The 24,537-nt window shown below is 70.6% G+C and carries 27 protein-coding genes and 1 pseudogene; 21 read left to right on the top strand and 7 right to left on the bottom strand.

Annotated elements, in window-relative coordinates:
* Nucleotides 1–12: 12 nt before the first annotated feature.
* From V2J18_RS06680 to V2J18_RS06690, 3 genes are read left to right on the top strand one after another with little or no spacing between them, the layout of a single operon-like run.
* The gene (locus V2J18_RS06680) at nt 13–2,130 is read left to right on the top strand and encodes a S9 family peptidase (protein WP_336131360.1); all 2,118 of its coding nucleotides are present in this window, start codon (nt 13–15) and stop codon (nt 2,128–2,130) included.
* 10 nt (nt 2,131–2,140) lie between these two features.
* The gene (gene hutG / locus V2J18_RS06685) at nt 2,141–2,959 is read left to right on the top strand and encodes an N-formylglutamate deformylase (RefSeq protein WP_064748624.1); all 819 of its coding nucleotides are present in this window, start codon (nt 2,141–2,143) and stop codon (nt 2,957–2,959) included.
* A gap of 31 nt (nt 2,960–2,990) precedes the next feature.
* Nucleotides 2,991–4,244 (top strand): winged helix-turn-helix domain-containing protein, encoded by a 1,254-nt coding sequence (locus tag V2J18_RS06690; protein ID WP_064748623.1) that lies wholly within the window; start codon nt 2,991–2,993, stop codon nt 4,242–4,244.
* Between the two features lie 24 nt (nt 4,245–4,268).
* On the opposite strand, the gene V2J18_RS06695 is transcribed toward V2J18_RS06690, so the two are convergent.
* Together V2J18_RS06695 and parE are read right to left on the bottom strand one after the other, a co-directional pair.
* Entirely contained in the window at nt 4,269–4,622 is a 354-nt protein-coding gene (locus V2J18_RS06695; protein ID WP_336131361.1) for a hypothetical protein, read from the bottom strand.
* A 216-nt stretch (nt 4,623–4,838) separates the two neighbouring features.
* The gene (gene parE / locus V2J18_RS06700; RefSeq protein WP_064748621.1) at nt 4,839–6,740 is read right to left on the bottom strand and encodes a DNA topoisomerase IV subunit B; all 1,902 of its coding nucleotides are present in this window, start codon (nt 6,738–6,740) and stop codon (nt 4,839–4,841) included.
* A gap of 345 nt (nt 6,741–7,085) precedes the next feature.
* Between parE and V2J18_RS06705 the strand changes: the two genes are divergently transcribed.
* The 12 genes and pseudogenes from V2J18_RS06705 (at nt 7,086) to V2J18_RS06760 (ending at nt 16,279) form a co-directional block, all read left to right on the top strand.
* A complete protein-coding gene (locus V2J18_RS06705) occupies nt 7,086–7,496 on the top strand; it encodes a globin (RefSeq protein ID WP_336131362.1) in 411 nt (136 codons plus the stop codon).
* 236 nt (nt 7,497–7,732) lie between these two features.
* Entirely contained in the window at nt 7,733–7,960 is a 228-nt protein-coding gene (locus tag V2J18_RS06710) for a hypothetical protein (protein ID WP_064748619.1), read from the top strand.
* A gap of 205 nt (nt 7,961–8,165) precedes the next feature.
* Complete coding sequence (locus V2J18_RS06715; protein WP_064748618.1) at nt 8,166–8,552, top strand: DUF488 domain-containing protein; 387 nt, start codon at nt 8,166–8,168, stop codon at nt 8,550–8,552.
* Nucleotides 8,553–8,724: 172 nt separating this feature from the next.
* A complete protein-coding gene (pyrG, locus tag V2J18_RS06720; protein WP_336131363.1) occupies nt 8,725–10,383 on the top strand; it encodes a CTP synthase in 1,659 nt (552 codons plus the stop codon).
* Between the two features lie 102 nt (nt 10,384–10,485).
* Nucleotides 10,486–11,319 (top strand): 3-deoxy-8-phosphooctulonate synthase, encoded by an 834-nt coding sequence (kdsA, locus tag V2J18_RS06725; RefSeq protein ID WP_336131364.1) that lies wholly within the window; start codon nt 10,486–10,488, stop codon nt 11,317–11,319.
* A 120-nt stretch (nt 11,320–11,439) separates the two neighbouring features.
* Nucleotides 11,440–11,700, top strand: coding sequence for a helix-hairpin-helix domain-containing protein (locus tag V2J18_RS06730; protein WP_336131365.1), 261 nt, complete (start codon nt 11,440–11,442; stop codon nt 11,698–11,700).
* Nucleotides 11,697–12,983, top strand: a complete 1,287-nt coding sequence (eno, locus tag V2J18_RS06735; protein ID WP_336131366.1) for a phosphopyruvate hydratase — start codon at nt 11,697–11,699, stop codon at nt 12,981–12,983. Before V2J18_RS06730 ends, eno begins: the two co-directional genes overlap by 4 nt.
* Before the next feature lie 20 nt (nt 12,984–13,003).
* A pseudogene (gene ftsB / locus V2J18_RS06740) lies at nt 13,004–13,363 on the top strand (cell division protein FtsB); the annotation flags it as partial.
* A gap of 142 nt (nt 13,364–13,505) precedes the next feature.
* On the top strand, nt 13,506–14,183 hold the full coding sequence (gene ispD / locus V2J18_RS06745) for a 2-C-methyl-D-erythritol 4-phosphate cytidylyltransferase (protein ID WP_336131367.1): 678 nt from the start codon (nt 13,506–13,508) through the stop codon (nt 14,181–14,183).
* Between the two features lie 115 nt (nt 14,184–14,298).
* Nucleotides 14,299–14,778, top strand: coding sequence for a 2-C-methyl-D-erythritol 2,4-cyclodiphosphate synthase (ispF, locus tag V2J18_RS06750; RefSeq protein ID WP_336131368.1), 480 nt, complete (start codon nt 14,299–14,301; stop codon nt 14,776–14,778).
* Nucleotides 14,775–15,872: a tRNA pseudouridine(13) synthase TruD gene (gene truD / locus V2J18_RS06755; protein WP_336131369.1), complete on the top strand. Its 1,098-nt coding sequence runs from the start codon at nt 14,775–14,777 to the stop codon at nt 15,870–15,872. Before ispF ends, truD begins: the two co-directional genes overlap by 4 nt.
* A gap of 173 nt (nt 15,873–16,045) precedes the next feature.
* On the top strand, nt 16,046–16,279 hold the full coding sequence (locus V2J18_RS06760; RefSeq protein WP_064748611.1) for a hypothetical protein: 234 nt from the start codon (nt 16,046–16,048) through the stop codon (nt 16,277–16,279).
* A gap of 47 nt (nt 16,280–16,326) precedes the next feature.
* On the opposite strand, the gene V2J18_RS06765 is transcribed toward V2J18_RS06760, so the two are convergent.
* Nucleotides 16,327–16,905, bottom strand: coding sequence for a Smr/MutS family protein (locus V2J18_RS06765; RefSeq protein ID WP_079248232.1), 579 nt, complete (start codon nt 16,903–16,905; stop codon nt 16,327–16,329).
* A 256-nt stretch (nt 16,906–17,161) separates the two neighbouring features.
* Nucleotides 17,162–17,929 (bottom strand): helix-turn-helix transcriptional regulator, encoded by a 768-nt coding sequence (locus tag V2J18_RS06770; protein WP_064748610.1) that lies wholly within the window; start codon nt 17,927–17,929, stop codon nt 17,162–17,164.
* A gap of 105 nt (nt 17,930–18,034) precedes the next feature.
* On the opposite strand from V2J18_RS06770, the gene surE reads away from it, so the two are divergent.
* The 5 genes from surE (at nt 18,035) to V2J18_RS06795 (ending at nt 21,520) form a co-directional block, all read left to right on the top strand.
* Complete coding sequence (surE, locus tag V2J18_RS06775; RefSeq protein ID WP_336131370.1) at nt 18,035–18,832, top strand: 5'/3'-nucleotidase SurE; 798 nt, start codon at nt 18,035–18,037, stop codon at nt 18,830–18,832.
* A complete protein-coding gene (locus tag V2J18_RS06780) occupies nt 18,829–19,509 on the top strand; it encodes a protein-L-isoaspartate(D-aspartate) O-methyltransferase (RefSeq protein ID WP_064748608.1) in 681 nt (226 codons plus the stop codon). Before surE ends, V2J18_RS06780 begins: the two co-directional genes overlap by 4 nt.
* 25 nt (nt 19,510–19,534) lie before the next feature.
* Complete coding sequence (locus V2J18_RS06785) at nt 19,535–20,146, top strand: YqaA family protein (protein ID WP_336133073.1); 612 nt, start codon at nt 19,535–19,537, stop codon at nt 20,144–20,146.
* A gap of 82 nt (nt 20,147–20,228) precedes the next feature.
* Nucleotides 20,229–21,026: a peptidoglycan DD-metalloendopeptidase family protein gene (locus tag V2J18_RS06790; protein WP_336131371.1), complete on the top strand. Its 798-nt coding sequence runs from the start codon at nt 20,229–20,231 to the stop codon at nt 21,024–21,026.
* A 14-nt stretch (nt 21,027–21,040) separates the two neighbouring features.
* Nucleotides 21,041–21,520 carry a hypothetical protein gene (locus V2J18_RS06795; RefSeq protein WP_336131372.1) on the top strand — a complete coding sequence of 160 codons (480 nt, stop codon included), beginning with the start codon at nt 21,041–21,043 and terminating at the stop codon, nt 21,518–21,520.
* A gap of 55 nt (nt 21,521–21,575) precedes the next feature.
* Here V2J18_RS06795 and V2J18_RS06800 read toward each other — a convergent pair whose 3' ends face one another.
* The 3 genes from V2J18_RS06800 to yhbY all read right to left on the bottom strand — a co-directional run bounded on the left by V2J18_RS06800 (nt 21,576) and on the right by yhbY (nt 23,734).
* Nucleotides 21,576–22,181: a hypothetical protein gene (locus tag V2J18_RS06800; RefSeq protein WP_336131373.1), complete on the bottom strand. Its 606-nt coding sequence runs from the start codon at nt 22,179–22,181 to the stop codon at nt 21,576–21,578.
* Nucleotides 22,182–22,940: 759 nt separating this feature from the next.
* Complete coding sequence (locus V2J18_RS06805) at nt 22,941–23,315, bottom strand: Mth938-like domain-containing protein (RefSeq protein WP_336131374.1); 375 nt, start codon at nt 23,313–23,315, stop codon at nt 22,941–22,943.
* Between the two features lie 113 nt (nt 23,316–23,428).
* The gene (yhbY, locus tag V2J18_RS06810; protein ID WP_064748604.1) at nt 23,429–23,734 is read right to left on the bottom strand and encodes a ribosome assembly RNA-binding protein YhbY; all 306 of its coding nucleotides are present in this window, start codon (nt 23,732–23,734) and stop codon (nt 23,429–23,431) included.
* 78 nt (nt 23,735–23,812) lie between these two features.
* Between yhbY and rlmE the strand changes: the two genes are divergently transcribed.
* Nucleotides 23,813–24,460 (top strand): 23S rRNA (uridine(2552)-2'-O)-methyltransferase RlmE, encoded by a 648-nt coding sequence (gene rlmE / locus V2J18_RS06815; RefSeq protein ID WP_336131375.1) that lies wholly within the window; start codon nt 23,813–23,815, stop codon nt 24,458–24,460.
* The last annotated feature ends 77 nt before the right edge of the window (nt 24,461–24,537 follow it).

Here is a 24,537-nt window from a genome sequence, read left to right on the forward strand (position 1 = left end):
ATAGGGGCTTCGATGAAACACAGGGAACGTCGTTGGATGGCGGCCGGCGCGATGGCCGGCGTGATGAGCATCGCGGCGGCCGTGGCGGTCGCCGCGCCGGCGATGGACATCGCCGATCTGCTGAGCGTGCCGCGGCCGGACCAACTGGTCGGCGCCAGCGATGCGCCGGTGCTGGCCTGGGTATCGAACGATCAAGGCGTGCGCAACGTATGGACGGCGCGCGCGCCGGACTTCGCGCCGAAACGCCTGACCGCGTACGGCGAGGACGACGGCCAGGCGATCGGCCCCCTGCAGCTCAGCGCCGACGGCCGCTGGCTGGCCTACGTGCGCGGCAGCGGTCCGGACGCGTCCGGCCACAACAGCAACCCGACCAGCGACCCCGACGGCCAGGAGCAGGCGGTGTGGGTGGTGGCCAGCGACGGTTCGGACGCGCCGCAACGCATCGCCGCCGGGCGCGGCATGCAGTTCGCGCCGCGGAGCGATGCGCTGCTGGTCCAAGGCCAGGCGCCGGCCTGCCATGCCTTGCCCGGCGTCCAGGCGCCGGCGTGGTGCAAGAGCGATTTGATCCGGACCCGCGGCAGCAACGGCAGCGCGGTGTTTTCGCCCGACGGCAAATCGCTGGGCTTCGTCAGCGGCCGCGGCGACCACAGCTTCGTCGGCGTGCTCGACCTGGCCGCGCGCACCGTGCGCTGGATGGGCGCGGACTTCAACCGCGACAGCCAGCCGGCCTGGTCGCCCGACGGCCGCCGCGTCGCGTTCCTGCGCACCGCCGCGGTGCGCAACGGCGAAACCTTCGACCTGACCGGCGCCCATCCGTTCGAAATCTGGGTCGCCGAGGTCGCTACCGGCCAGGCCAAGCGCGTGTTCCGCTCCAGCGACAGCGCCGGCGGCTACGCCCAGTTCGCCGAGCCCGATGCGTTGCAATGGAGCCGCGACGATCGTCTGGTATTCAGCTCCGAACAGAGCGGCTGGCTGCATTGGTACGCGCTTTCGCCCGACGGCGGCCAGCCGGTCGCGCTGAGCCGCGGCGAATGCGAGGTGGAAACCAGCGCGTTGGCCGAGGACGGGAACTTCTTCTTCAGCGGCAATTGCGCCGACCTCGACTACCGGCAGCTGTTCGTCGTCGACGCCAAGGGCGCCACGCAGACGCGGCTGACCGACAAGCACCAGATCGCCACCGAACCGGTCGCGGTCGCCGGCGGGCAATGGCTCGCGTTCCGCCACGCCGACGCGCGCCGTCCGACCGCGATCGCGCTGGTGCCGCGCAGCGGCGGCGAGCCGCGGCGGATCTTCCCGGCGCAATTGCCGGCGCGCTTCCCGATCGACCGCCTGGCCGAGCCCAAGACGATCAGCCTGCGCGCCGGCGACGGCGTGGTCTCGCATGCGACCGTGTTCGAGCCGCCGGCCGCGTTCAAGGGCAAGCGCGCGGCGCTGGTCTACGTGCACGGCGGGCCGATCCGGCAGATGCTGCCCGGTTGGCACTACGGCAGTTACTACTACGCCGATTACGCCAGCAATCAGTGGCTGGCGAGCCAGGGCTTCGTCGTGCTGGCGCTGAACTTCCGCGCCGGCACCGGCTACGGCCAAGCCTTCCGCCGCGCTGCCAAGCAGGGCCCGCGCGGCGCCAGCGAGTACCAGGACGTGCTGGCCGCGCACGCGTATCTGGCCAAGCGCGACGACGTCGATGCGCGCCGGATCGGCATCTACGGCGGCTCCTACGGCGGCTTCCTGACCGCTTCGGCGCTGGCGCGCAACTCCGACCTGTTCGCGGCCGGGGCCGACCGCCACGGCGTCCACGACTGGCGCGAAAGCGCCAAGGGCGGCGACAACAGCGGCCTGTGGGGCCTGCGGCCGGACGAACTGGAGCTGGCCTGGCAGTCCTCGCCGATGGCGCACGTGGACACCTGGCGTTCGCCGGTGCTGTTGATGCACGGCGACGACGACCGGGCGGTGAAGTTCGCCCAGAGCGTGGAACTGGTCGAGCGCCTGCGCGCGCGGGGAGCGCCGGTCGAAACCCTGGTCCTGCCGGACGAGGACCACTTCTTCCTGCGCCACGCGACCTGGCTGCAGGTGCATCGCAGTACCATGGCCTTCTTCCGCCGGCACCTGCAGCCCGGCGCCGCCGACTGAACGCCATCGCATGAACGCCGTCACCGTACCGCCGCCGACCGAGCCCGTGTTCCGACTGCACCGCGGCACGGCGCCCTTGCTGATCAGCCTGCCGCACGACGGTTCGCGCATTCCCGAGCCGATCGCCGCGCGCATGGTCGAGTCCGCGCGGCGCGCGCCGGATACCGACTGGCACGTCTCGCGGCTGTATGCGTTCGCGCGCGAGCTCGGCGCTTCGATCCTGGTGCCGCATTACTCGCGCTACGTGGTCGACCTGAACCGCCCGCCGGACGACACCTCGCTGTACCCGGGCCAGAACACCACCGGGCTGTGCCCGGCGGTGCAGTTCAGCGGCGAGGCGGTGTATCGGGACGGACAGGCGCCGCAGCCGGAAGAGGTCGCCGAACGGGTCGAGCGGTACTGGCGGCCATACCACGACACGCTCGTCGCCGAGCTCGACCGCATCCGCGGCGAGCACGGCCGCGCGGTGTTGTGGGAAGGCCATTCGATCCGCGGCGAACTGCCGTTCCTGTTCGAAGGCCGACTGCCCGACCTCAACCTCGGCACCGCCGCCGGCAAGAGCTGCCTGCCCGAGTTGCAGATGCGCCTGGAGCGCGCGCTCGGCGCGCAGACCGATTACGACTGGGTCGCCAACGGCCGCTTCAAGGGCGGTTACATCACCCGCCATTACGGCGATCCGGAGATCGGCGTGCAGGCGGTGCAGCTGGAGCTGAGCCAGCGCAACTACATGGACGAGGACAGCTTCGCCTACGACGAAGCCAAGGCCGCGCGCCTGCAGCCGCTGCTGCAGGCGCTGCTGCGCGCCGCGCTGGAATCGCAGGCGGCATGAACCGCGGGGGCGGCGGCATGGACGCGACCCCATGGACCTGACCCCGACGGCGCCGCTGCGCCCGGCGCAGGCGCGCGCGCTGCACCTGGCCGCGCAGGGGCTGCTGGCGCGGCCGCGCCGGCGCGCGCGCAAGGCCGACTTGGTGGCGGCGATCGAGCGCATGCAGCTGTTGCAGATCGACACCATCCACGTGGTCGCGCGCAGCCCCTATCTGGTGCTGTTCTCGCGCCTGGGCGATTACCCGCGGCAGTGGCTGGAAGAACTGCTGGCCGAGCGCGCGATCTTCGAGGTCTGGGCGCACGAGGCCTGCTTCGCCTCGATGCGCGACTACATCCTGCACCGCAACGCGCTGCCGCAGCGCGAGCATCACTGGGCGATCCGCAACGCGCGCAGCCACCGCGACAGGAACGGCGCGCACATCGACCGCCTGCTGCAGCACATCCGCGAGCGGGGCCCGGTCAAGTCCTCCGACTTCGAGCGCGAGGACGCCGGCGGCGGCTGGTGGGGCTGGAAAGACGAGAAACGCTGGCTCGAAGCCGGCTTCGCCCTGGGCGAGCTGATGGTCGCGCGGCGCGAGAACTTCCATCGCGTCTACGACCTGGCCGAGCGCGTGGCCGGCGTGGCGGTGGCGGACTGGGACACGGCGCGGATCGAGCCGGAAATCGTGCGCCGCGACACCGTGCTGCGCTCGGTGCAGGCGCTGGGCATCGCCCAGGCGCGCTGGATCGCCGATTACTTCCGCATCAAGCCGCGCCTGCGCGACGCCGATCTCGAGCCGCTGGTCGCCGAAGGCGCGCTGCTGCGGGTCCAGGTGCAGGGCTGGAGCGCGCCGGGCTACGTGCACCCCGCGCACGCGCCGGCGCTGGCGCAGGCCGCGGCCGGGCGCCTGCGCCCGACCCGCGCCACCGTGCTGTCGCCGTTCGACCCGGTGGTTTGGGACCGCGAACGCGCCAGCGAGCTGTTCGGCTTCGACTACACCCTGGAGTGCTACGTCCCCGAGCCCAAGCGGCGCTACGGCTATTTCGTCCTGCCGATCCTGGCCGGCGGCCGCCTGGTCGGGCGCCTGGACGCCAAGGCGCATCGCGCCGCCGGCGAGTTCGAGGTCAAGGCCTTGTACCTGGAGGGCGGCGTCGAACCGTCCGAGCGCCTGGCCGAAGACGTCGCCGCAGCGATCGACGAATGCGCGCGCTGGCACGGCACACCGAAGGTCAGGCTCGGCCGCTGCCGGCCGGCCGCGTTCGCGCCTTCGCTCAGGCGCGCGCTCAGCGCCGCAGCGGCGGAGTGAAGGATACGGCGCGCTGCGGCCGGCTCAGCCGAACTTGGAGATCAGCACGATCGCGCCGATCAACCCCGCCAGGGCGACCAGGTTCAATCCCAGCGCCGGCACCGCGGTGTCGTGCGGTTCGTGGCGGAACAGCGCGGCGATCGCCGACAGGCTGCCGAACAGCCAGCAGGCGGCGGTGCACAGAATCGCCTGGCCGGTGCAGCGCAGGTCCCAACTGCCGCATTGATCGTCGCTGGTGAAAGCGAACACCAGCATCCACGACAGCAGCGGGCCGAGCAGCAGCGCGCACCAGGCCAGAATCCCGAACAAACGGGTCTGCGCCGCAGGCGGCATGTGCATGTGGAGGCGGAAGGGGAGGTGCAGGCGTTCAACCGCCATGGCCGCGTCCTCCGCGACGGGGACCGCGCGCGGCGCGGCGGGCGATGCGGCAGCGTCCGTTCATATCGATCTCCGGGCCGGTATCGACGCGCCCAGCATGCCTTATCCCGGCGCACGGCGGCGTGAGCGCCGGACCGCAGAGGTGTTGCAAAAACGAAGCGCCGCCCGGAGGCGGCGCTTGCGTCGTCGCGGCGGAGCGCAGTCCGCAGGCGGAACTCAGACCTCCAGCGTGGCCAGGTCGCCCTTGGTCTCCAGCCACTGCTTGCGGTCGCCGGCGCGCTTCTTGGCCAGCAGCATGTCCATCAGCGAATGGGTCTGGGCGTTGTCGTCGACGGTCAGCTGGACCAGGCGGCGGGTGTCGGGATGGATGGTCGACTCGCGCAGCTGCGCGGCGTTCATCTCGCCCAGGCCCTTGAAGCGGGTGACGTTGACCGCGCCGCGGATCTTCTCGCGCTCGATCTTCTCCAGCAGGATGCGCTTTTCCTCTTCGTCCAGCGCATAGAACACCTGCTTGCCCACGTCGACGCGGAACAGCGGCGGCATCGCCACGAAGATGTGGCCGGCCGCGACCAGGGCCGGGAAGTGGCGCAGGAACAGGGCGCTGAGCAGGGTGGCGATGTGCAGCCCGTCGGAGTCGGCGTCGGCCAGGATCACGACCTTGCCGTAGCGCAGGCCGGCGATGTCTTCCTTGCCGGGGTCGCAGCCGATCGCCACCGCCAGGTCGTGCACTTCCTGCGAGCCGAGCACGCTGCCGGAGGCGACTTCCCAGGTGTTGAGGATCTTGCCGCGCAACGGCAGGATCGCCTGGAAGTCCTTGTCGCGGGCCTGGCGCGCGCTGCCGCCGGCCGAGTCGCCTTCGACCAGGAACAGCTCGGTGCGCGAGAGATCCTGCGAGGTGCAGTCGGCGAGCTTGCCGGGCAGGGCCGGGCCCTGGGTGACCTTCTTGCGGACGATCTGCTTTTCGGTCTTCAGGCGCGCGGCGGCGCGCTCGATCGCCAGCTGGGCGATCTTCTCGCCCAGTTCGGTGTGCTGGTTCAGCCACAGCGAGAAGGCATCGTGGGCGGCGCCCTCGACGAAGCCGGCGGCCTGGCGAGAGGACAGGCGTTCCTTGGTCTGGCCGCTGAACTGCGGGTCGGTCATCTTGATGCTGAGCACGAAGGCGACCCGGTCCCAGACGTCCTCCGGCGCCAGCTTGACCCCGCGCGGCAGCAGGTTGCGGAAGTCGCAGAACTCGCGCAGCGCGTCGGTGAAGCCGGTGCGCAGGCCGTTGACGTGGGTGCCGTGCTGAGCGGTCGGGATCAGGTTGACGTAGCTTTCCTGGACCAGTTCGCCGTCCGGCACCCAGGCCACCGCCCAGTCGACGACTTCGGTGTCCTTTTTCAGTTGGCCGACGAACAGATCCGGCGGCAGCAGCTCGCGCTGGGCCTGGCCTTCGCGCAGTTCGCCCGACAGGTAGTCGCGCAGGCCGTCCTCGTAGTACCACTCCAGGCGTTCGCCGCTGGCTTCGTCGAACAGCTTGACGTTCAGGCCCGGGCACAGCACCGCCTTGGCGCGCAGCACGTGCTTGATCGCGCGCAGGGCGAACTTGGGCGTGTCGAAATACTTCGCATCCGGCCAGAAGCGCACCCGCGTGCCGGTGTTCTTCTTGCCGACCGTGCCGACCACCTCCAGCGGCGTGGCGCGGTCGCCGTCGCGGAAGGTCATGCGGTATTCGCTGCCCTCGCGCTTGATGTGCACTTCCACCAGCTTGGACAGGGCATTGACCACGCTGACGCCGACGCCGTGCAGGCCGCCGGAGAAGGTGTAGTTCTTGTTGCTGAACTTACCGCCGGCGTGCAGGCGGGTCAGGATCAGCTCCACGCCGGGGACTTTCTCCTCCGGGTGGATGTCGACCGGCATGCCGCGGCCGTCGTCGGCCACTTCGCAGCTGCCGTCGGCGTACAGGGTCACCTCGATGCTGCGGGCGTGGCCGGCCAGCGCTTCGTCGACGGCGTTGTCGATGACTTCCTGCGCCAGATGGTTGGGGCGCGCGGTGTCGGTGTACATGCCGGGCCGGCGCTTGACCGGGTCCAGGCCGGAAAGGACTTCGATGTCTGCGGCGTTGTAACGACTGCTCATGAAACCTGCATCGGTAGTAAGGAGTGGCGTCCGGGCCGGCGCCGCGGGAGCGGCGCGCCGGCGGAGCGGGCCGGGCGGCGGCCATCTTGCCATCGGCGGGTGACGGCCGCGCATCGGCGGGCCCGGCGCGGGGCGCAGCGAGCATGGCGACCGGGGCCTGCCGGGTCAAGCCGCGCCGGCCGCGGGCGATATTCACGCCTGTCGCCGTCTCGCCGGTTGAGACCTGGGCCACGCCTGGGCGCAGGGACCGGCGCCTTCGCGCCGCGGATTGATCTGGCGCAAGCCGGGCCCGCGCCGGCACTGCCATCCTGCGCGCCGTTTCTTTCCGCGCCACAGGAGGGCAGGGTGTCCACCCAGGACCAGTATTTCGATCTGCAGCAGAGCTACGGCCGCTGCCTCATCCGCAAGGGTTTCATCGAACGCTTCTACGAGATCTTCATGGCCAGCCACCCCGACGTGGCGCCGATGTTCGAACGCACCGATTTCCAGAAGCAGCGCCTGGCCCTGCGCCGCGGCATCAGCGTGGCGATCTTCCAGGCGGCCGGCAGCGCCGTGGTCAAGCGCACCTGCGAGCAAATGGCCGATGTGCATTCGCGCCAGGGCCGCACGCCGGTGCCGCCCGCGCTGTACCCGTACTGGATCGACAGTCTGCTGCTGGCGATCGGCGAGTACGACGAGCGCGCCGACGACGCCCTGCTGGCGCGCTGGCGCACGGCGATGCATTCGGTCACGGCGATGTTCAGTTCGCGCTATTGAGATCGTCGCCGGCGCCCGCCGCGGTCGGCCGGCGGCTTGAACCGGGCCGGCGGCACCCCCATGCTGACGTCGGGTCCCACCCTGCCGGGCACGGCCGTTCAGGCGCGAGCGAGGCAGGCGGGACTAGGGTTCGCCCGACGCCGCAGGATGCGGCGCGACGACCGTCCGGCCCGGGAGCCGGGGCGCCCCGGGTGCTGCTCCCAACCGGCCGTTCCCCATCCGTACGGAGTCACCCCATGAAGATCCGCAAGCTGCTGCTCCCCACCGCCATCGCCGCCGCGCTGTTCGCCCTGGTCGCGCCGACCGCGTTCGCGCAGCAGGATCCGCAGGCCGACAAGAAGGCCGAAGAGGCCAAGAAGGCCGAGGACGCGAAGAAGGCGGAAGCCAAGAAAAAGGCCGAGGCCGAGAAGCGCCAGAAGTCCGGCGACCGCGGCGTCGAGCCGGAAGAAGAGGGCGACCGCTGATCGCAGCGGCCGCCGGCCCGTTCGAACTTCTGCGACGCCCCGGCTCTGCCGGGGCGTTTTCTTTGCGGCCGGTCGGTTGACCGGCGCTGCCCGCGTCCGGCCCGCGCCGCGTTGGCCGGCGCGGCTGCCCTGGGCTATGTTTCCGGGGACGCGTGCGCCGCCGCGCCCGCGAACGCCGGAACCTCGCCCGGCCAGGAGAACCCCGATGGCACTGCGCATCGTCAGACTCGGCAGCCCGCGCCTGCCCGGCGAGGGCCTGCGCATCGGCACCGTGCGGCGGCCGCCGCGCGGGGTGCCCAAAAGCGAGTTCGCGTCCCGGGACTGGTACGACGTCTGGTTCCCGAACCTGGCGCCGAGCCTGGAGACGATGAAACAGGCCCAGGCCGCGGCCACGCCGGCGCAGTGGAACGCCTTCGTGCGCAAGTACAAGGCCGAGATGGCCGCGCCGGAGGCGGCGCACGCGCTGGCACTGCTGGCGGCGCTGTCGCAGGCCAGCGAGGTCTCGGTCGGTTGCTATTGCGAGGACGAATCGCACTGCCATCGCTCGATCCTGCGCGAACTGCTGGCCGCGCGCGGCGCCCGCTTCGCCTGAGCCCGCGCCCCCGGGGGCCGGCCCGGGCGATCCGCGCCTGACCGCAAATGCCCCGCCCGACAAGGACTTGCGGCGGGACGCGCGGGGTCTGGAACGGTCCGTGCGCACTGTCAAGCCGTGCGGCTTCACCCGACTGTCGGTAAACTACGGCTTTCCAGCGGCTGCAAAATCCATGACTCCCCTGATCTTCGTCACCGGCGGCGTGGTGTCCTCGCTTGGCAAGGGCATCGCGGCGGCCTCGTTGGCGGCCATCCTCGAAGCGCGCGGGCTGCGCGTGACGATGATGAAGCTCGACCCCTACATCAACGTCGACCCGGGCACGATGAGCCCGTTCCAGCACGGCGAGGTCTATGTCACCGACGACGGCGCCGAGACCGACCTGGACCTGGGGCACTACGAGCGCTACCTGCGCACCCGGCTCAGCCGCAAGAATTCGATCACCACCGGCCGGATCTACGAGAACGTGATCCGCAAGGAGCGCCGCGGCGACTACCTCGGCGGCACCGTGCAGGTGATCCCGCACATCACCGACGAGATCAAGCGCTGCATCGTCGAGGCCACCGAAGGCTACGACGTCGCCCTGGTCGAGATCGGCGGCACCGTCGGCGACATCGAGTCGCTGCCGTTCCTGGAGGCGATCCGCCAGCTGCGCACCGAGCGCGGCCCGGAGCACGCGTTGTTCATGCACCTGACCCTGGTGCCGTTCATCGCCGCCGCCGGCGAACTCAAGACCAAGCCGACCCAACACTCGGTCAAGGAACTGCGCTCGATCGGCATCCAGCCCGACGTGCTGCTGTGCCGCAGCGAGCAGCCGCTGCCCGACAGCGAGCGGCGCAAGATCGCGCTGTTCACCAACGTGCCGGAGAAGGCGGTCATCTCCGCCGTCGACCTGGACAACATCTACAAGCTGCCGCAGTGGTTCCACGAGCAGGGCCTGGACGCGATCGTCCTCGACCGCCTGCGCATCCAGGCCGGCCCGGCCGACCTGAGCGAGTGGAACGAAGTCGTCGACGCCAGCACCCATCCGGTCGACGAGGTCACCATCGCGGTGGTCGGCAAGTACATCGACCACCAGGACGCATACAAGTCGCTGGCCGAGGCGCTCAAGCACGGCGGTCTGCGCCAGCGCACCAAGGTCAACCTGAAGTGGCTGGAATCCAGCGAGATCGAGCGCGACGGCGTCGGCTCGCTGCAGGGCGTGGACGGCATCCTGGTGCCCGGCGGCTTCGGCGACCGCGGCTTCGAAGGCAAGGTCGCCACCGCCCAGTACGCGCGCGAACACCAGGTGCCGTACTTCGGCATCTGCTACGGCATGCAGGCGGCGGTGGTGGATTACGCGCGCCACGTGGTCGGGCTGGACAACGCGAACAGCACCGAAAACGACAAGAACAGCCCGCACCCGGTGATCGGCCTGATCACCGAATGGCGCACCGCCACCGGCGAGATCGAACGCCGCAGCGAAGCCAGCGACCTCGGCGGCACCATGCGCCTGGGCCTGCAGGACCAGCGGATCAAGCCCGGTACCCTGGCGCGCGAGCTGTACGGCAAGGACGTGGTCGGCGAGCGTCACCGCCACCGCTACGAGTTCAACAACCGCTACCGCACCCAGCTGGAGGACGCCGGCCTGGTCATTTCGGCCAAGTCGATGGACGACCTGCTGGTGGAGATGGTCGAGCTGCCGCGCAGCGCGCACCCGTGGTTCCTGGCCTGCCAGGCGCACCCCGAGTTCCTGTCCACCCCGCGCGACGGCCATCCGCTGTTCGTCGGCTTCGTCCGCGCCGCGCGCGAGGCCAAGGCCGGCGGCAAGCTGCTGCGCGAGGTCAAGCAGTAAGCCCGCGGTGAACGACGGGCCGGCGCGACGCATGCGCCGGCCTTGCCGGCGCCGGCTTCGGCCGCCATCTGATCGACCCACGAACGCAATCGGAACTCAAGCATGAAACTCTGCGGTTTTGACGTAGGCCTGGACCAGCCGTTCTTCCTGATCGCCGGTCCCTGCGTGATCGAATCGATGCAGTTGCAGCTCGACGTCGCCGGCCAGCTCAAGGAGATCACCTCCGCGCTGGGCATTCCGTTCATCTTCAAGTCCAGCTTCGACAAGGCCAACCGCACCTCGGCCACCAGCTTCCGCGGCCCCGGCCTGGAAGAGGGCTTGAAGGTGCTGGCCGAGGTCAAGCGCCAGATCGGCGTGCCGGTGCTGACCGACGTGCACGAGTACACGCCGATGGCCGAGGTCGCCTCGGTGGTCGACGTGCTGCAGACCCCGGCCTTCCTGTGCCGGCAGACCGATTTCATCCAGAACGTGGCCCGCGCCGGCAAGCCGGTGAACATCAAGAAGGGCCAGTTCCTGTCGCCGTGGGAAATGAAGCACGTCACCGCCAAGGCCCAGGCCACCGGCAACCAGCAGATCATGGCCTGCGAACGCGGCGCTAGCTTCGGCTACAACAACCTGGTCAGCGACATGCGCTCGCTGGCGGTGATGCGCGACACCGGCTGCCCGGTAGTGTTCGACGCGACCCATTCGGTGCAGTTGCCCGGCGGCATGGACGGCAAGTCCGGCGGCCAGCGCGAATTCGTCCCGGTGCTGGCGCGCGCGGCGATCGCGGTCGGCGTCTCCGGCGTGTTCATGGAAACCCATCCGCGCCCGGCGGAAGCCTTGTCCGACGGCCCCAACGCCGTGCCGCTGCCGAAGATGCGCGCGCTGCTGGAGACCCTGGTCGAGCTGGACCGGATCACCAAGATGAACGGGTTCCTGGAGCAGGATTTCTGATGCCCGACCCGGCGCAGCCCTTCATGACGACCGCCGACGCGGCCGTGGCGTCCGCCGCGGCTATCGTCCTGCTTTTCCCCGGCCGCCGCCGCGCGCATTGTCATGCCTGAGCCGGCGCCGATGGCCTTTTCCGAGTTCGAACACCAGCGTCTGCTCGCCCTCAAAGGCGTCGGCGAAACCGTGATCGCGCGCTTGGAACAGGCGGGCTACGGCTCGCTGAACGACCTCGCCGGGGCCGACCCGGCGCGCATCTGCGCCGAAGTCGCCGGTATGCTGCGCGCCAGTTGCTGGGGCAACAGCCCTCAGGCGCGCGCCGCGATCTCGGCTATCGTTGGCCTGGCCAACACCACTTCTCACCCCTCCCTGACCCCTTCGACATGACCACGATCACCCAGATCCACGCCCGCGAAATCCTCGACAGCCGCGGCAACCCGACCCTGGAAGCCGAAGTCACCCTCGCCGACGGCAGCTTCGGCCGCGCGATGGTCCCGTCCGGCGCCTCGACCGGCAGCAAGGAGGCGATCGAGCTGCGCGACGGCGACAAGACCCGTTACCTGGGCAAGGGCGTGCGCAAGGCGGTGGAGAACGTCAACACCGTCATCGCCCAGGCCCTGAAGGGCATGGACGCGGGCGACCAGGCCGCGCTGGACAAGCGCATGATCGACCTCGACGGCACCGAGAACAAAGCCCGCCTCGGCGCCAACGCGCTGCTCGGCGTGTCGATGGCCAATGCGCATGCGCTGGCCGCTTCGAAGAAAGTGCCGCTGTGGAAGTCGCTGGCCGGCGACCGCGCGCCGGTGCTGCCGGTGCCGATGATGAACATCATCAACGGCGGCGCCCATGCCGACAACAACGTCGACCTGCAGGAGTTCATGATCCTGCCGGTGGGCGTGAGCAATTTCGCCGAGGCGCTGCGCGCCGGCGCCGAGGTGTTCCATGCGCTGAAGTCGGTGCTCAAGGGCCGCGGCCTCAGCACCGCGGTCGGCGACGAGGGCGGTTTCGCTCCCGACCTGCGCAGCAACGAGGAAGCGCTGGAAACCATCCTCGAGGCGATCGGCAAGGCCGGCTACAAGGCCGGCGAGGACATCCTGCTCGGCCTCGACGTCGCCTCCACCGAATTCTTCGACAACGGCAAGTACCACCTGGTGGGCGAGGGCAAGCGCCTGACCAGCGAGCAGTTCGTCGACTTCCTGGCCAACTGGGCCGCGCAGTACCCGATCGTGACCATCGAAGACGGCATGGCCGAGGACGATTGGGCGGGCTGGAAGCTGCTGACCGAGAAGATCGGCAACAAGGTGCAGTTGGTCGGCGACGATCTGTTCGTGACCAACCCGAAGATCTTCAAGGAAGGCATCGACCAGCGCGTGGCCAACGCCATCCTGATCAAGGTCAACCAGATCGGCACCCTGACCGAAACCCTGGAAGCGATCGCGATGGCCGACGCCGCCCAGTACGCGGCCGTGGTCTCGCACCGTTCCGGCGAAACCGAGGACACCACCATCGCCGACATCTCGGTCGCCACCACCGCGACCCAGATCAAGACCGGCTCGCTGTGCCGCAGCGACCGCGTCGCCAAGTACAACCAGCTGCTGCGCATCGAAGAGCAGCTCGGCGCGGCCGCCCGCTACGCCGGCCGCGACGCGTTCGTGTCGCTGCGCCGCTGATCGCGACGGGAGGCGGGGGCATGCGCTGGGTGCGGGTCTCGGTGGTGGCGCTGCTGGCGCTGCTCGCCCTCCTGCAGTACCGGCTGTGGTGGGCCGGCGGCGGGCGCGGCGGCAGCGTCGCCGCGCTGCAGGCCCAGGTCGATGGCCAGACCCGCGAAAACCAGGGCCTGCAGCAGCGCAACGACGCCCTCGCCGCCGAAGTCGAGGACCTCAAGTCCGGTGAGGCGGCGGTCGAGGAGCGCGCGCGCAGCGAGCTGGGCATGATCAAGCCCGGCGAAACCTTCTACCGCGTGGTCGAGGCCAAGCCGCAGGCGCCGGGGCCGAACGCGGCCGCGGCCGTCAGCGCGATGCAGAGCGGGGCGGCGGCCGATTCGGCCGACGCCGCCGAGCCTAGCCTGGAAGAGCAGGTCGACGAACCGCCGACCGAGCTGCCGCCGGCGGCGCCGGAACCGCAATCGCCCGCGCCGGCGCGGTGAGGCCGGTGGCGGCATTCATCCGTACCGATTCTTGGCGAGCGAGCGCATGATCTGGGCCGTTCTTCCCGCCGCGGGGCGCGGTCAGCGTTTCGGCGGCCCGATCCCGAAGCAATACCTGCACGCCGCCGGCAAGCCGTTGATCGAGCATGCCCTGGCCGCCCTGCTCGCGCATCCGCGCGTGAGCGGAGCGATGGTCGCGCTGTCGGCCGACGATGCGCTGTGGCCGGGCTGGAGCGAATTGCTCGGCAAGCCGGTGCTGCGCTGCATCGGCGGCGGCGAGCGCGCCGACTCGGTGCTGGCCGGCTTGCGCGCCTTGCCCGGGCACGCCGGCGACGACACCCTGGTGCTGGTCCACGACGCGGCGCGACCGAACCTGCGCCGCGCCGACCTCGACGCGCTGATCGCAGCGGCCGAGGGCGACCCCGCCGGCGCCATCCTTGGCGCGCCGCTGCGCGATACCCTCAAGCGCGCCGGCGCCGGCCGCATCCTCGCCACCGAACCGCGCGACGGCCTGTGGCGCGCGTTCACCCCGCAGGCCTTCCGCCGCGGCGCGCTGACCGCGGCCCTGGCCGAAGCGGCCGCCGCCGGCGTCGTGGTCACCGACGAGGCCTCGGCGATGGAGCGCATCGGCCTGCGTCCGCGCCTGGTCGAGGGACGCGAGGACAATCTCAAGGTGACCACGCCGGCGGATCTGGCTTTGGCCGAGTACCTGCTGGGCGCCTAGCGATCGGCCGATCGCTGTCGCAGGTTGGCGGAAGCGGCCCGCGCGCCGTCGCTCCCGCTTTCGCCGACGCCCGACTCCTATACGCTAGCTTCCGTCTTTTTTTCCGGACTCATTCATGAACATCCGCATCGGCCAGGGCTACGACGTGCACGCCTTCGGCGCCGGCGACCACGTCATGCTCGGCGGCGTGCGCGTGCCGCACGACCGCGGCGTGCTCGCCCATTCCGACGGCGACGTGGTCCTGCACGCGCTGTGCGACGCCATGCTCGGCGCGCTCGCGCTGGGCGACATCGGCCGGCATTTTCCGCCCAGCGACGAGCGCTGGCGCGGCGCCGACAGCCGCCAGTTCCTGCGCCACTGCAATGCGCTGATCGGCGAGCGCGGCTACCGGGTCGGCAATGCCGACGTCACCGTGGTCTGCGAACGGCCCAAGGTCGGCCCGCACGCGCAGGCGATGCGCGAGGCGATCGCCGCCGACCTGGGCATCGCGGTCGACGCGGTCAGCGTCAAGGCCACCACCACCGAGCAGTTGGGCTTCACCGGCCGCCGCGAGGGCATCGCGGCGATGGCGGTGTGCCTGTTGGTCGCGGCATGAGCGAGCACGACACCCAGGACGGGCCGGGGGCGGATCGCCCGGCTCAGGAACCGCTGTTGCCGCGCGCCCACGGCGCGGCGGTGCTGCGTGCGCGCCTGCGCGCGCGACCGGAGGATTTCCGGGTCGAAGAGCTGCCCGGCTTCGCCGCCAGCGGCAGCGGCGAGCACTTGTTGCTGACCATCGAGAAGCGCGGCATGAACACCGCCTTCGCCGCCAAGCGCCTCGCGGCCTGGGCCGGCGTCGGCGAGGTCGCGATCGGCTACGCCGGGCTCAAGGACCGCCACGCCGTGACCGTGCAGCGATTCAGCGTGCACCTGCCCAAGCGGGTCGCGCCCGATCTCGACGCGCTGCAAAGCGACGAACTGCGCGTGCTCGACAGCCAATGGCACGCCAAGAAGCTGCCGCGCGGCGCGCTGGCCGGCAACCGTTTCGTGCTGACCCTGCGCGAGCCGGCCGGCGAGCGCGAGGCGATCGAGGCCCGGCTGCGCCGGATCGCCGAACAGGGCGTGCCGAACTATTTCGGCGAACAGCGCTTCGGCCGCGACGGCGACAACGTCGCCAATGCGCTGGCGATGTTCGGCGGGCGCCGGGTGCGGCGCGAACAGCGCAGCCTGCTGCTGTCGGCGGCGCGTTCGGAACTGTTCAATCGCGTGCTGGCCGTGCGGGTGTCGGACCGCAGCTGGAGCGGCCTGCGCGACGGCACGCCGCTGGACGGCGAGGTCTGGGCGCTGGCCGGCAGCCGCAGCGTGTTCGGGCCGGAACCGTGGAGCGACGATCTCGCACGACGGCTGGCCGCGTTCGACATCCACCCCAGCGGCCCCCTGTGGGGGCGCGGCCCCCTGCGCAGCCGCGACGAAGTGGCCGCGCTGGAGTCGGGCGCGCTCGACGACGCGCAGGCGCTGGCCTTGCGCGCGGGGCTGGAAGCGGCCGGTCTGGAACAGGAGCGGCGCGCGCTGCGCCTGCGGCCGGACGCGCTGAGCTGGCGCTGGCGCGAAGACGGTGCGCTGGAAGTGAGCTTCGCGCTGCCCGCGGGCGCCTACGCCACGGTGGTCCTGGCCGAACTCGGCGAACTGCATTCCGGCGCCGCGGGCTGAGCGCGGCGCACCGTTGCGACCCTGCGGCCGACCGCTCGTCGGTTTGCAGCCGATGGCACTGGAACCCCGGTCCGGCCGGCGTATAAGCCGGAATTGACAGCCGGCACGGGCCGGTTGCCGTCCGGCCGCCGGGCGTACCGGGACCGGACTCCACCGCGTCAGGGAGCCTGGTCATGAACGCTACCGTGCGTGTCGCCGTCCTGTCGTTGTCGATCCTGGGCCTGGCCGCCTGCGCCGGCACCCAGACCAAGAGCAGCTATGTCGAGCCGGCCAGCGCGCCGCGCGCCGAATCGTCGATGTCGCGCGACGAGCGCTATATCGCCACCATCGAGCGCATCGCCCGCAACCGCGGCATCGATGTGGTCTGGGTCAATCCGCCGCAGCGCGAGTCCGTCCAGGACGAATGAATGCGCGGGACGGAGCCGTCTAGCGCGCTCGACTCCCTTCGTCCCTTTCAACGCCGGCGCGGCGCCAGCAGCACCAGCACCGCGCCGGTGCCGCCTTGCGCGGGCGGCGCCGAATGGAACGCCAGTATGTCCGCGCGCTGGCGCAGCATGCGGTCGACCAGGTTCTTCAGCACCGGCACGCCGCGGCTGTCGACGTAATCGCCGCCGCTGCCGCTGCGGCCCTTGCCGTGGATCAGGCGCACGCAGCCCAGGCCGTGTTCGCGCGCGTCGTGCAGGAACGCGCGCAGCAGTTGCTCGGCCTCGCGCACGTCGCTGCCGTGCAGGTCCAGTTCCTCCTGGGCCGAGATCTCGCCGCGGCGCAGCCGCGCGAACACCCGCGGCGGCAGTTCGTCGCGGCGGTAGCTGAGCGCGTCGCCGGCTTCCAGCAGGCTGTCTTCCAGGGCGTGACGGAATTCCTCGCGCGCCTGCGCCTCGTCGCGCTCGGCCATGCGCGCGCGCGGCCGCGGCTTCGGCCCGGCCGGCGGCGGCGCGGCGTCGGGCAGGCGCCGGACATCGCCGATCGCGGCCCGGAACAGGGCGGCATCGTCGGAATCGTCGTCGGCGGGGCGGTCGGGAGGCGGCATCATGGCCACAGGATAAAAGCCCCGGCCCGTCCTTGGGACCTGCGGCCCGTCGGTATCGGGCCGGCACCGGGGAAAACCTGCGCGCGGTGCGCGCCGGCCAGCCCCCTGGCGCTCTTCAGCGCCGCTGCGTCCGCGACACCGCATGGGCACAGTTCAACACGCGTCGCACCGCCGCCGTCGCCGCGCCTGTCAGAACAGACAGGTCGCCAAAAGGCACGCAAGGGTCGAGCGCCGCTCGACACTCGGTGTGCCTGCGGTTTCACAACGTGATCAGCCCCAGCGCGACCGCGCGCGCGCAGGCCGCGCGGCGGCCCTTGACGCCGAGCTTGCGCGAGGCCTGCTGCAGGTGGAAGTTCACTGTGCGCTCGCTGATCCGCAGGATCATCGAGATCTCCCACGAGGTCTTGCCGACCGCCGACCAGCGCAGCACCTCGCGCTCGCGTTCGCTCAGGGTCGGCAACGGCTGGCGCTGACGCAGCAGGCGGTCCAGCGCGGCCTGCATGCAATTGACGAAATACACCGCCGAGGCCACGGTCGGCAGCATCTCGCGCGGGTCGAACAGCGCGGTGTGGGTGAAGGTCATGAACGACCAGCGCATGCCCGGCGACCAGCTCGGTACGGTGATGCCGCCGCGCAGGCCGTGCTCGCCGGCCATCTGCAGGGTGCGGCGGGTGCGCTGCATCAGGTACACGCGCGGCCGCAGCTCGTAACTGGTCTCGCCGCGCGCGTTCCACGACGCCGCCGGCAGCCCTTCGCGCGACTGGATGATGCGCGGATCGGCGCGTTCGGCCTGCGGCGCGGCCAGCGCGGGGTAGGTCTTGGACCAGTCGCTGGCGAAATCCTCGAAGTAGAAGAAATCGTTGCCGGGGACCGCGGCGAGGCCGGGCAGGAGCGAGGGCTCCTGCAGTTTCATCGCATAGCCATGATGCTGAAACCCGAGCGCCTTGGTATAGGCGCTCGTCGCCGACTTCACGTCGTCCAGCGATCGGGCGCGGAACACGCGCTCGATATGTTCCCAGTACTGCATGCCTTGCCCTGCATTCAGACCGTACGGCGGTCATCTTACCGCCCAATGGCCGGCCGGGCCCCGTGCCGGATCGGGTATGATTCGGCCTTTCACCGCGGAATCCTCATGCGCGTATTGGTCAGCAACGACGACGGCGTCGACGCCCCGGGCATTCGCGTCCTGGCCCAGGGATTGCGCGATGCCGGTCACGAAGTGCTGGTGGTCGCCCCCGACCGCGACCGCTCCGGCGCCAGCAACTCGCTGACCCTGGACATGCCGGTGCGCGTGAACAAAGTCGACGAGGCGACCTGGCGCGTCTACGGCACGCCCACCGACTGCGTGCACGTGGCGATCACCGGCATGCTCGAGGCCGAGCCGGACATCGTCGTCTCCGGGATCAACAACACCGCCAACCTCGGCGACGACGTGATCTATTCCGGTACCGTCGCCGCGGCGATGGAAGGCCGCTTCCTCGGCCTGCCGGCGGTGGCGATGTCGCTGGTCACCGTCGACCACGTCGGCCGGCATTACGAAACCGCCGCCCGAGCCGCGGTCGAGATCATCGCCCGCCTGCGCACCGATCCGCTGCCCGCCGACACCATCCTCAACGTGAACGTGCCGGATCTGCCCTGGAGCGAGATCGTCGGCTTCGAGGTCACCCGGCTCGGCAACCGCCATCGCGCCGAGGCCTGCATTCCGCAGCAGGACCCGCGCGGCCGCCAGTGGTGGTGGATCGGCGCCGCCGGTCCCGAGGCCGATGCCGGCCCGGGCACCGATTTTCATGCTGTGCGTACCGGCAACATCTCGATCACCCCGATTCATGTCGACCTGACCCGCTACCAGGCCCTGGAACAGGTCGCCAGCTGGGTCGGCGGCCTGGCCGCCGCGCTCGAGCCGGGCGCGGCCGCGGAGCCGGCGGCATGATCCAGCGCATGCGCCTGCAGCCCGAGGCGATCGGCAGCGGCCTGACCTCGCAGCGCGTGCGCGACCGCCTGGTCGAGCGCCTGCGCGAGGCCGGCATCCGCGACGAGCGCGTGCTCAACGCGATCCGCACCGTGCCGCGCCACCTGTTCGTCGACGAAGCCCTGGCGATGCGCGCCTACGAGGACACCGCGCTGCCGATCGGCCACGGCCAGACCATTTCCCAGCCCTGGGTGGTGGCGAAGATGACCGAGGCCCTGCTGGCCGAACGGGTGCCGGCCAAGGTGCTGGAGATCGGCACCGGCTCCGGCTATCAGGCCGCGATTCTGGCCGCACTGGGGCTGGAAGTGCATACCGTCGAGCGCATCGGCGAGCTGTTGCGCACCGCGCGCAAGCGCTTCCGCCAGCTCGGCCTGAACGTGCGCAGCAAGCACGACGACGGCCGCATCGGCTGGCCCGAAAACGGCCCCTTCGACGCGATCATCGTCACCGCCGCCGCACCGGCCCTGGTCGACGCGCTGACCGAACAGCTCGCCCCGGGCGGCACCCTGATCGCGCCGGTCGGCGCGGCCTCGTCGCAATCGCTGCTGCAATTGCGCAAGGACGCCGACGGCAACCTCAGCCAAACCTCGCTCGCGCCGGTGGTGTTCGTGCCGCTGTTGTCGGGCATGATCGACTGACCCCCGCAGCCGACCCACTATGGCACTGAAGATCTTCGGGCCGCTCTACGAGCGCGCCATCACCTGGGCCCGCCACCGCCACGCGCCGGCCTACCTGACCGGCCTGAGCTTCGTCGAGGCGATCATCTTCCCGATCATGCCCGAGGTCATGCTGGCGCCGATGTCGGTGGCCCAGCCCCGGCGGGCGTTCTGGTTCGCCACCTTGAGCATCGTCGGCTCGATGGCCGGCGCCCTGGTCGGTTATTTCCTCGGCCACTACGCTTTCGAGGCGCTCAAGCCGATGTTCGCCGCGCTGGGCATGCTGCCGGCGATCGAGTCGGGCATCGCTACCGTCCAGGCCAAGATGGCCGAGTCGCCGTGGGCGGTGTTCTTCTTCCTGGTGCTCGGCGGCTTCATGCCGATTCCGATGAAGGTGTTCACCTGGGCGTCGGGCATCGTCGGCGTGCCTATGCTGCAATACGTGCTGAGCATGCTGATCGGCCGCGGCAAGCGCGTGTACCTGCTGGCGCTGGCGATCCGGATCGGCGGCGAGCGCGCCGAGGCGGCGCTGCGGCGCTATATCGAGCCGATCGGCTGGATCGCCACCGTGTTGGTGGCCGCGGCAGTGGCCTGGCTGATCTGGCGTTCACAACACTAAGCCGCGCCGGACGCGACACTGTCGCCGGCGGCCGCAATCAGGAACGAGTGCGCGCGAACCCAGGCGCAGCAAGAGGACGAGCATGAGCGAGACGCCCCGAACCCCGACCCTGGCGATGGCCGCCTGCGTACTGGCCTCGCTCGTCCTGATCGGTTGTTCGAGCACGGTCGTCCGCGAACCCTCGCGCGGCGGTTCCAGCCGCCCCGGCGCGCGCCCGCCGGCCTCGCGCCCGGCGCCGCGCCCGTCGACGCCGAAGTACGGCGCCACCGTCACCGTGCAGCGCGGCGAAGGCCTGTACCGCATCGCCACCAACCACGGCATCGCGATGAGCGATCTGGCCGCCTGGAACGGCCTGTCGGCGCCGTACAACCTCTATCCGGGCCAGCGCCTGCGCCTGTATCCGCCCGCCGGCCGCGCGCCGTCCGGCGGTTCGGGTTCCTCCTCCGCTTCGACCGGCACGCCGCCGCGCACGGCACCGGCGCCGGTGCCTGCGGCGCCGGTCAACAGCGGCATCCGCTGGCGCTGGCCGGCCGACGGCCCGCTGCTGGGTCGCTACGTCGCCAACGAACCGACCAAGCAGGGCATCGACATCGGCGGCGCCAGCGGCGCGCCGGTGCGCGCGGCGGCCGACGGCGTGGTGGTGTACTCCGGCACCGGCCTGGTCGGCTACGGCGAACTGGTCATCGTCAAGCACAACGAACAATGGCTGTCGGCCTACGGCCACAACCGCAAACGCCTGGTCAACGAAGGCCAGGTGGTCAAGTCCGGCGAGCAGATCGCCGAGATGGGCCGCAGCGGCGCCGCGCGCGACATGCTGCACTTCGAGGTCCGCTACAACGCCAAGCCGGTCGATCCGCTGCTGTACCTGCCGGCGAAATGATCCGCGGCGGGCCGATGCCGCTGCGACCGTACTTCACCGACGACGACGGCTCGTTGCCGGAAATCGAATTGCACTATGCCGATGCCGAGCGTTTGGTCGCCTCGTTCGTCTACCTCTACTCGTTGCCTGGGATGCGCGACATGACCCGCAGCGATCGCTTGTGGGATCTGCGCCAGGAACGGGAAACCGGGTTTGTCGGGCCGGAAGACTCGAGACGGGTAGTGAGCGGAGAAGTGTCGGCCTTCCATCGACTGCTCGAAGGGCTGCGCGTGGGCGACCGCCCGCTGCCGGCGCTGGGCGTCTTCGTCGATCCAGATCGGCTGGTGCTGGACTATCGCATGGGCGCCGAGTGGGGCGATGCCGAGATTTTCGCGCTGATGAGACTGCTCGCCGAGCTGCGTCGACGCGGCGCCCGTATTGCGGTCCCCGGTTGGGGCGCGGACGGCGATTGCGCGTTCCGCATGGCCGTGGATGAGGCTGCCACTGCCGTGTGAGCAGTGAACCAGGGACGGAGCGCAGCTGAGGCTTGCCGCAGGAACACCACGCCGCTCATGGCCGCGGCGGAGGCGGATCGTACTGGCGATCCACCGCGACGTAGCGGTAATCGCCGGCGATCAGGTTCAACAGCCGCAGCGACTTGGGCGAATAAGCGATGCGGACGCGGTCGCCGGGCCCGACCGCGTCGTAACAGCCCGCCGGCACCGAAAAACCGAGCAACGGCTGCGAACCTTCGCCATCGCTGGCATTGGCGTCGATGGAACCGCCGTCAGGGGCGCTGCCGTCGATGGCGATGTAAAGGCGGTAGATCGGCGGCCAGGTTTCGCCGTCCTCGCGGATCATCACCCCGTCGATGCGGCCGTCGCGCCACAGCTTGACCCCGGTCGCAACGTCTTCGCGCAAGGCCATCTCGTCGTCGTAGATCGCCAGCGCCCATACCAACAGGAACGCCGTCGCCGCGCCGACCAGCACGAACACCCACCACTGGCGCATCTCCGGCTCGAACACGAAGCCCGGCACGAAGCAGGCCAGGGACGCCAACGGCATCGAAAAGAACACCGAGGGCGGCCAGCGCAGGATCTGCTTGGCGCGCAGGTAATCGAGCTCGCGCGGGTCCAGCGGCGCGCGTTCATCGTCAGCGGTTGGGGAGGGGGCCATCGTGCGCCTCCATGCGCGGCCGCCGGCGGCGGCCGAGTGCGATGGGTTATAGCCCGCACGGCGCGGACGCGCCATCCGGGGTCGCCCCTTGGGGCGACCGCTGGCACAGCGAGGTCCCGCGCCGGAAATCGCCGCCCCAGGTGCGGAAGCCGGCGGTGTCGAGGTGGATATGGCGGCGGTCGTAGAAGCCCAGGCCGAAGCCGGCCGCCGCGCCGGCGCCAGAACGCGCACCACGCCCGCACCGGCGCGTCGGCGGCGAGATCGAAGTCGTAGGCGCCGCCGTGGCGATGGCGGCTCAGCCGGCTGCCGCCCTCGCAGTGGTTGAAGCGTTCGTCGCGATGGGCCGATTGCACGGTGGCCCCGTTCAGCCAGCCCTGCGCACGCAGTTCGCGGATCAGCCGCAGGCTGGGCACGGTCGCCGCCCACGCGTCCGCGGCGGCACGACGAACTCGTCGACCCCGCAGCGGCGCCAGTGGCGGTCGCTGCGCAGCAACTGGCGCCGCGGCAGCACGTCGGCCACGCCGTGGGTGCGTAGAAAGGCGCGGTAGGCCTCGGCCTGCGCGCGATGGCCGCGCGCCAGCCAGGCCTGGTAGCGCTGTTCGGGCGTGTCCGCTGCCGTCGCGGCGCAGCGACAGGGACATGGCGACCGCCGCCATCAGCGCCAGCAGCAAGACGACCGGGCGCGCGCGACCGGAGGGCGCAAGCGGGCGGCGCGAAAGACCGAGCGCGCCCGATTCCCTTCCCTGGGCGATGCCCGGCCTATGCGCCCAGGACGAAGCCCGCGACCACCCGTCGGCCTTCGCCGGCGAGCACGTTGAAGGTCCGCGCGGCGGCGGCGTTGGTCATGCTTTCCAGGCCGATCCCGCGACCCAGGCAGGCGGCCAGGGTGGCCGGCGGCGGGAATGCCTGGCTGGCGCCGCAGCCGAGCACGATCAGCTCCGGCTGCAGCTCGAGCAGGGGGGCGAGGTCGTCGATGCTCAGCGTGCGCACGTCGCCGACCGCCCAATCCTCGATCAGCCGGTTCGGCGCCAGCACGAAGCTGCGCTCGATCCGGCGGTCGTTGACCAGCGCGACCCGGCCGTCGGCCCCGCGCAGGAAGAACTCGTGGTCGGGGGTTTCGAGTGACAGGAGCATGGGGGCGGGGATTCGGGAGTTGGGATTCGGTCAAAGCGGGGGCGCGGGTGAGGCGACAGGTGAGGCCGGGCCGCGTGGCGAATCCCGAAACCCCACTCCCCAATCCCGGCCGTTCAGGCCCGCGGCAGCACGATCTGGCGCTTGTCCTTGCTCGGGCGGTAGAGCACGGCGGTGTGGCCGATGCGCTGGACCAGGGCCGAGCCGGTGCGGTCGGCGATCTCAGCGATAAGTGAGTCGCGGGCCTCGCGGTCTTCGGCGCCGACCTTGACCTTGATCAGCTCGTGATGCTCCAGCGCCAGGTCGATTTCGGCGATCAGCGCGTCCGTCACCCCCTTGCCGCCGACCTGGAGCATGGCCTTGAGATCGTGGGCCTGTCCGCGCAGGAAACGGGTCTGGGCGGAGGTCAGCAGGGTTGGCATCGGGTCACACGAACGGAGTAGAAAGGTCGCTCAGGGTATCATGGCGCCCCCAAACCCCACCGGGACGGCCGCCCGCCCATGGCGACCCGCAGCAAATCCAGCCATCGCTGGCTCAAAGAGCACTTCTCCGACCCCTTCGTGAAGAAGGCCAAGGCCGAGGGCCTGCGCTCGCGCGCGGCCTACAAGCTGGAGGAACTGGTCGAGCGCGACCGCCTGCTGCGGCCGGGCATGGTGGTGGTCGACCTCGGCGCCGCCCCGGGCGGCTGGTCGCAGTGGGTCCGGCAGGAGTTGGACCGGCTGAATCCGAAGCAGCCGGGCCGGATCATCGCCCTGGACATCCTCGACATGCCCGGTCTGGCCGGGGTCGAGTTCCTTCATGGCGATTTCAGGGAGGATGCGGTGTTATCGCAGTTGGAAGCCACCCTGGGCGGGCAGGCGGTGGACCTTGTGCTGTCCGACATGGCCCCCAATATGAGCGGTGTGGATGCGGTGGACCTACCGCGGGCGATGCACCTTTCGGAGCTGGCGATGGATTTCGCCGACCGGCACCTGAAAGTCGACGGCACGTTCCTGATCAAGCTGTTCCAGGGCGTCGGCTTCGACGAATACGTGCGCGAACTGCGCCGACGCTACGCCAAGGTCTCGATCCGCAAGCCGGCGGCCTCGCGCAAGCGGTCGCCGGAGGTGTACGCATTGGCGCAGGGCAAGCGCGCAACCGCCGCATGACGGCAGGTGCCGGCCACGCGCCGGTGTGACAATCTGGGCAATCTGGCGGTACCCGCCGGCGCACGAGGCGTCGGAGG

This window comes from Lysobacter firmicutimachus (assembly GCF_037027445.1).
GTDB classification, from domain to species: domain Bacteria; phylum Pseudomonadota; class Gammaproteobacteria; order Xanthomonadales; family Xanthomonadaceae; genus Lysobacter; species Lysobacter firmicutimachus.